This is a genomic window from Chitinimonas violaceus, assembly GCF_052601015.1.
In genome coordinates this window covers 1-6483 of record NZ_JBQXDJ010000116.1, presented here as the reverse complement: position 1 = coordinate 6483, position 6483 = coordinate 1, and the positions used below count along the sequence as shown (strand labels likewise).

At 51.6% G+C, this 6483-nt stretch carries 7 protein-coding genes, 5 tRNA genes and 1 pseudogene; 6 read left to right on the top strand and 7 right to left on the bottom strand.

The window, feature by feature from the left end:
• Window positions 1–167: 167 nt before the first annotated feature.
• From ACUHMQ_RS19860 to ACUHMQ_RS19845, 4 genes are all read left to right on the top strand, one after another.
• The gene (locus ACUHMQ_RS19860; RefSeq protein WP_445297188.1) at window positions 168–401 is read left to right on the top strand and encodes a hypothetical protein; all 234 of its coding nucleotides are present in this window, start codon (window positions 168–170) and stop codon (window positions 399–401) included.
• A complete protein-coding gene (gene ssb, locus ACUHMQ_RS19855; RefSeq protein ID WP_445297187.1) occupies window positions 389–610 on the top strand; it encodes a single-stranded DNA-binding protein in 222 nt (73 codons plus the stop codon). Before ACUHMQ_RS19860 ends, ssb begins: the two co-directional genes overlap by 13 nt.
• On the top strand, window positions 588–836 hold the full coding sequence (locus ACUHMQ_RS19850) for a single-stranded DNA-binding protein (protein ID WP_445297190.1): 249 nt from the start codon (window positions 588–590) through the stop codon (window positions 834–836). Before ssb ends, ACUHMQ_RS19850 begins: the two co-directional genes overlap by 23 nt.
• 141 nt (window positions 837–977) lie before the next feature.
• The gene (locus ACUHMQ_RS19845) at window positions 978–2117 is read left to right on the top strand and encodes a tyrosine-type recombinase/integrase (protein ID WP_445297186.1); all 1140 of its coding nucleotides are present in this window, start codon (window positions 978–980) and stop codon (window positions 2115–2117) included.
• A gap of 57 nt (window positions 2118–2174) precedes the next feature.
• On the opposite strand, the gene ACUHMQ_RS19840 is transcribed toward ACUHMQ_RS19845, so the two are convergent.
• The 6 genes from ACUHMQ_RS19840 to moaA all read right to left on the bottom strand — a co-directional run bounded on the left by ACUHMQ_RS19840 (window position 2175) and on the right by moaA (window position 3909).
• Window positions 2175–2259: transfer RNA gene (locus ACUHMQ_RS19840), tRNA-Leu, on the bottom strand.
• Between the two features lie 14 nt (window positions 2260–2273).
• Window positions 2274–2347 (bottom strand) — tRNA-Cys (locus ACUHMQ_RS19835).
• 48 nt (window positions 2348–2395) lie between these two features.
• Window positions 2396–2471 (bottom strand) — tRNA-Gly (locus tag ACUHMQ_RS19830).
• A gap of 32 nt (window positions 2472–2503) precedes the next feature.
• Window positions 2504–2579 (bottom strand) — tRNA-Gly (locus ACUHMQ_RS19825).
• Between the two features lie 31 nt (window positions 2580–2610).
• Window positions 2611–2686: transfer RNA gene (locus ACUHMQ_RS19820), tRNA-Gly, on the bottom strand.
• Window positions 2687–2934: 248 nt separating this feature from the next.
• Window positions 2935–3909, bottom strand: a complete 975-nt coding sequence (moaA, locus tag ACUHMQ_RS19815; protein WP_445297189.1) for a GTP 3',8-cyclase MoaA — start codon at window positions 3907–3909, stop codon at window positions 2935–2937.
• An 890-nt stretch (window positions 3910–4799) separates the two neighbouring features.
• On the opposite strand from moaA, the gene ACUHMQ_RS19810 reads away from it, so the two are divergent.
• Window positions 4800–5054 (top strand): ACT domain-containing protein, encoded by a 255-nt coding sequence (locus tag ACUHMQ_RS19810; RefSeq protein WP_445297185.1) that lies wholly within the window; start codon window positions 4800–4802, stop codon window positions 5052–5054.
• Window positions 5055–5176: 122 nt separating this feature from the next.
• On the top strand, window positions 5177–6244 hold the full coding sequence (gene mutY, locus ACUHMQ_RS19805) for an A/G-specific adenine glycosylase (RefSeq protein WP_445297184.1): 1068 nt from the start codon (window positions 5177–5179) through the stop codon (window positions 6242–6244).
• Between the two features lie 131 nt (window positions 6245–6375).
• Here the strand turns inward: mutY and ACUHMQ_RS19800 are convergent.
• Window positions 6376–6483, bottom strand: a pseudogene (locus ACUHMQ_RS19800) (IS5/IS1182 family transposase); the annotation flags it as partial.

The following is a 6483-nucleotide window of genomic DNA, read 5'->3' as shown; positions in this document are numbered from 1 at the left end:
GGTGAAAATGGTGAGCAATGCGGTTTCAGTGTTGCTCGGTCAGATCGGTTGGATAAGCCAAGGGTAGTCACAAGTAATGCTGAGGGCTTGATTTTCTCGCAATTTGGTTTTCAAGACAGCTTCTTAGTTGCTAATACTCTCTCCTGAAAAATGAACACCGTGACGCAATGGAAACCCTGCGTCAGCTTTGTCACACGGCCAATACCAAAATCAGCCAGCTGCTTAAGAGTGCAACGGACAATGGACCAACAGGTATTTACTTGGTGGATGCACGCTCAGCCCTGGACGAGGTTGAATCCATAGCCCGCCATGCAGAGCAATTGTCCGAAGTGCTGGCAGAACTCAAACCATTAGCTTGGCCAGCCAAGAGCAGTAAAAAAGAGGTGATATGCCCTCACTAAACAAAGTCATGTTGATTGGCAATCTTGGCCGTGACCCTGAAGTTCGCTACATGCCTGATGGCTCTGCAGTCTGCAGCTTTTCCGTTGCCACCACAGAACGCTGGAAAGACAAGCATACCGATCAGAGCCAGGAACAGACGGAATGGCACAACATCGTCGTCTATCGACGCTTGGCAGTGATAACCGCTGAATACCCTGGAGAGGGGTAACTCCGTCTATGTTGAAGGCCGTTTACACACTCGGAAATGGCAGGACAAGGCGACAGGCAAAGATCGCTATTCCACAGAAATCATTGCAGAGGCTTTCCAGATGTTAGGTAGCTCACATACCCACACGGAAGAAAAAGAAGCTATGCCTAACGCTCGCAGAGGCGCCAGAAACGTAACCGAGAAAGCAGAAACGATTAACGACTTTGTAGATAACATCCCGTTCTAGACCTCACCTAGTACGGTTTTTTTGGTGATTCCTATGGCCGAATGTACCGAGCAAACATCCCCCACCCGAGCCCAACCGGCCGGGCGATTTCTTTGGTGGATTTGTTTGCACGCTCCTCACCCTCCCGATCTAGGAACCTCGGTGAAGACCTATTCACTCAATGAGGCGGTAGCATTGCTACGCTGCCATCCCGAAACACTCAGAACTCTCTCCAAACAAGGCATCGCCCCCGGCAGAAAAGTCGGGCGCGGCTACGTAATTTTAGCCTCCGACCTTGCAGCCTACATTCGCGGCGAGTATGTTCCGCGTGGGCAGGCGGCGGTTGAATCCGAAGGTACAACCACATGTCCATCTATCAACCAGAAAGCAGTCAGTTTTGGTACGTTGACGTCAAGGCGTGTTTCCAGGTTGGACGAACGACCAGTCCGCACATTTGATGAAGCAGCTTTGCGTTGGCTAAAAGAACAAGCCCATAAAAGCAGCATCAAGGGTGATGAATCAAAAAATCGTCGCTTAAGACCATTCTTTACACAAGTAAAACTACACAAGATCACCTCTGATCTTTGTAAGGATGCCATCTTCAAGGCAGCACCTTCTGCTGGAAAGGCAACCCACAATCGCTATCTCGCACTTTTGCGTGCCTTGCTGCGTAAAGCTGAGCAAGAATGGGGCTGGATTGAGAAAGCACCTCATCTAAAGCTCTTCCACGAAGCAACTTGTCGCATCCGATGGATAACACAGGAAGAAGCACAAAAGCTTATCTCGTACCTACCAAAGCATTTGGTGCCTGTTGTCCAAATCGCTTTATCCACAGGCCTAAGAAGATCGAACGCCTACGGATTGCGATGGAGTCAGATAAATTTGGAGAGAAAGACTGCTTGGATTCATCCCGATCAAGCCAAAGCTCGCCGTGCAATCGGTGTTCCACTTAACAATGTCGCAATGGATGCAATCCTGTCCCAGCAAGGAAAGGACAGGGAATTCGTCTTTACGTTCCGAGGGAAACCCTTAACTGGAGTATCTGATAGCGCTTTTAAGAAAGCATGCAAATTGGCCGGAATCCATAACTTTCGATTCCACGATTTGCGTCATACCTGGGCAAGCTGGCTAATTCAGTCAGGGGTCGGTCTTGCAGAGCTGCAAAAACTTGGAGGATGGGGATCGATCTCTATGGTAATGCGATATGCACACCGTGCGCCCGACCATCTACGAAAGCATACCCATCACATTGACAGCCTAATGGCAAACTTTAGCCATACCAAAAAAATGTACCTGAGGTAGAAAAAGAAATAGCTTAGCGCGGCATAGCTAAGCTATTGATATTACAGCTAAAATTATTGGTGCCCGGGGCCGGAATCGAACCGGCACAGCTTGCGCCGAGAGATTTTAAGTCTCTTGTGTCTACCAGTTTCACCACCCGGGCATACGACTGGAAAGTGGAGGCGGGTCCCGGAATCGAACCGGGATGGACGGATTTGCAATCCGCTGCATAACCATTTTGCTAACCCGCCATACATCACAGACGAAAAAGGGAAAGCCTTACTTTCCCTTTAAAAATTTGGAGCGGGAGAAGAGTCTCGAACTCTCGACCTCAACCTTGGCAAGGTTGCGCTCTACCAACTGAGCTACTCCCGCATTTCTTCGTACACTTGCAACAAACTTTAACCTGGAGCGGGAGAAGAGTCTCGAACTCTCGACCTCAACCTTGGCAAGGTTGCGCTCTACCAACTGAGCTACTCCCGCATTTTTCGTGCACTTGCAGCAAACTTTAACCTGGAGCGGGAGAAGAGTCTCGAACTCTCGACCTCAACCTTGGCAAGGTTGCGCTCTACCAACTGAGCTACTCCCGCTTCGAATCTACGATTGCTGCGTTTCGAAGAGCCGCAATTATAGGGGGCAAATAATCTGTGTCAACAATTTAGGGGTATTTTTTTACTAGGAACCTGCTCAAACACTGGCTTCGTACTCCAAAACAGCATCCAAGCATCACACACTCAGTTACTACCATGGGGGAAAAATTATCCACGCCATGATTTCGGACTAAGAAGTTCATAGCCTCCTGTTTCCTCGCGTCAGATTAGCATCCCACGAACACATCCTAACCACCAGTGGCAGACATGAACCGAATTACCTTGCTTGGTTGTTCACGAAACTCGTGGCGCTCCGGCTTCAGGCTGATAGCATCACGAATCGCCTGTTCGAGTTCCTCATCACTGGCTCCAGAACGTAGTAAAGGGCGTAACGCCAGCTTGTCGTTTTGACCGAGGCACAGGTAAAGCGTGCCATCCACACTCAAACGCACACGATTGCAGGTCGCGCAAAAGTGCTGGGAAATTGGTGTGATGGCACCCAACGTGAATTCACCATCACGGCTTTGCCAGTAACGTGCGGGTCCACCACCCAGCTCAGTAGCAGACGGCACCAGATCGAACTGACGAGAAAGGCTTTTCAACACCTGTTGCAGGTCCAGGAAACCCGACTGTTGCCCTGTTGTGCCTATCGGCATAGTCTCGATCAGCCGCAAGATAAACCTGTGCTCCATGCTGAAACGCACCATGGCTTCGATTTCATCGTCATTTACCCCGGGCTGGACCACCATATTGAGCTTGATAGGTTGAAAACCTTCAGCTTGCGCTGCAGCTAAACCGGCCAAAACATCGCTGAGGACATCACGCCCGGCAATGGTTGCAATACGCTCGCTCTGCAGGGAATCGAGGCTTATATTGAGACGGTTTACCCCTGCTTGCTTCAAAGCTCCGGCATGTCGACCCAGTTGCGTAGCATTAGTGGAAAGCGAGAGATCAGCCATACCGGGCAGGCGCGATAAACGTGCAGCCAATACCGGTAAGTCTCGTCGTAACAAGGGCTCGCCCCCTGTCAACCGTACACGCCCTACCCCCAGCCTCGCAAAAGCTGCAACGACACGTTCGATCTCATCAAAACTTAACCAATGCTCCGGCTCTTCGAAACCGTTGAAACCTTTGGGCATGCAGTAGGTACAACGTAGATCGCAACGGTCGGTCACGCTCAAGCGCAAATAGTCGATACGGCGGCCGTAACGGTCGATTAACAAAGGCGCTGGAGATGAACTGAGAGATGGCATAGCTACTTGGTCGGCCAAAAGCCGGAGATATTTCGTCAAAACAACGATGGAAATTGGATTAACCCGAGAATGAAAGGTTGCTATACAAGACAACCAGTACAACGCAAGCATACGCCGCATATGGTGCAGCAGCGTGTATACATGAGCAACGGATAGATAGTCACACCCCAGTGCAGTGCATGCCGCCTAGGCAAAAAAAAAACGGCATTCCCCAACACTGCCCAAGGCAGGCCGAAGAACACCGTTGTGTCCAGCTGAACAGCAAAGCTGTAACGCCCGGAGCTATCCACCCACCAGCGGGTTTGGGCTCCCAGTCAGATTCCCCAACGAATCCAGAGTTGATCCAGCCCGACATAAAGCTGAGTAACCAATTACTACTATGCAGAATTCATGCCAAACCGAGTCAGGCTGCACCAATTCAGCATAAAACTTAGTTATATATCTGATTAAAAATGGGAAAAATATCTCCCCCCATTTCCCCGGACCTGTTTCGTCTATCAAAAGCCCCTGCCTGCAAACATCTAAAGTGCACCAAATCAGGGGAAACCCTCAATCCTAATGCCTCGTTTTGGCGCACTTGCCATAGAACGCAACCGAGGTTAGAGTCTGGGCGTCTGCTTCATTTTTCGCACTACGCAAGCAAAAACATGCTTCTCGCCAACCGCGCCCTGACCATTAAAACTAAACGCACCATGATGATTCGATCATGGGGCGCGTTAGTGCATGCGCGACGGGAACAGCAGTAGCAGATAACCCTTCGCCAGAATCCAAACGAAGCCCCCGAATCGAAAGATCGGGGGCTTCGTCATTTCCGGGCGGCTTTATGAACCAACACAGCAGTAGTCCAAGGAAGAAGTCCCATGCATAAGCACCTGACCTTGCACCTAGATAACAGAAACGACGCGCTCACCCGCCTGTTACAAGCCGTAAAGCAACACGGTTTCACCGTCCAAAACACGAAAACCTCGGCACTCGATGAACCCGGACGCATTGAGGTACTACTGGAATTGGATGGCAAACGTTCGCTCATGAATCTGATCAGCCAACTTGCAGATTTGGCGGAAGTTCGCTCGCTACAAACAAAAAGCCGTCCTATCAGCGTTGAAGCCACCTAGTCCCATTACTGATCTTGCTGAATGCCAGGATCAGTACTTGGCAGTCGATACATCGAGGTTGACGACCGGCTCATCACAGCGTATCACCCTGCCGGTCTTCCCATCTTCTGCACACTACACCCATGGCACTTGCACCATTCGCCGACCGCCTTACCCGTTGGCAGCGCGCCCACGGCCGCCACGACCTGCCCTGGCAGGTGTCGGACCCATATCGTGTGTGGCTATCCGAAATCATGCTGCAGCAAACCCAGGTTGCTACCGTTATTGCCTATTACCAGCGCTTCACTGCATCGTTTCCAACCGTAACCGACCTGGCCCAGGCACCACTGGATGATGTGCTGGCCCATTGGGCAGGACTGGGTTACTACACGCGGGCCCGCAACCTGCACAAAGCAGCACAAAAGGTGATGGCCGATTTTGGTGGCACATTTCCACAGGCCGCAGCCCAAATTGAAACCCTGCCAGGTATAGGCCGTTCAACCGCCGCTGCCATCGCTGGCTTTTGCTTTGCAGAACGCACACCGATTCTTGATGGCAATGTGAAGCGGGTGTTAACACGCTGGGCAGGCATAGCAGGTTTTCCCGGCGAGAAGAAAGTGGAAAACCAACTATGGAAACTGGCTGAAGATCTGTTGCCGCAATATGGAGCCGACATGCCAGCGTTCACCCAGGGGCTGATGGACCTGGGCGCGACTGTATGCACGCGCAGCAAACCAGCTTGCCCTCGCTGCCCATTACGGGAAGACTGCCGCGCCCACATCGAAGGCAGAACAGTAGAGCTACCCACACGCAAGACCAAAAAAGCCATTCCGGAGCGTGAAACCGTGATGCTGCTGATTCAGCATGAAGGTAAGCTGCTGCTGGAAAAGCGACCACCCACTGGAATCTGGGGTGGGCTATGGAGCCTGCCACAGGCAGATTCGACCGCTACCGCGACAACCCTATGTCATTCGCGATTCGGTTTGGTAGTAGACCCCAGCGAAACCTTGCCAACACTGATCCATACATTCACACACTTCCGGTTGACCATTACGCCCTTGGTAGTAACGGTTCGCGAAACACTACCCCAAGTGGCCGAGGAAGATAGCCGGTGGTTCACCCGCAGCGCAGCGCTCAAGGCTGGCATCCCTACCCCGGTGCGCAAACTGCTGCAGGTCAAGCCAAGTCCACAGGCAACCCTGTTCAACTAAGAACCAGTCCAAAGTCTGCTGCGCGTCAGCGATACAGCGTTGAAAGCACCCTCGGAATGTTCATTTACCACGCGTAAACTCCGCTTCCTCGGCTAATTTCGCCTTGTCTCGCCCTAGGGTCTGTTGACGTTTCACATAGGTAGCCATAGAAACCCACAGGCCATGGCAACCATGCTTTCATAGTTCCGTTTCAGTTTGTCGAACCGGAACGCCACTGCACGGTAATGCTTCAGCCTCGC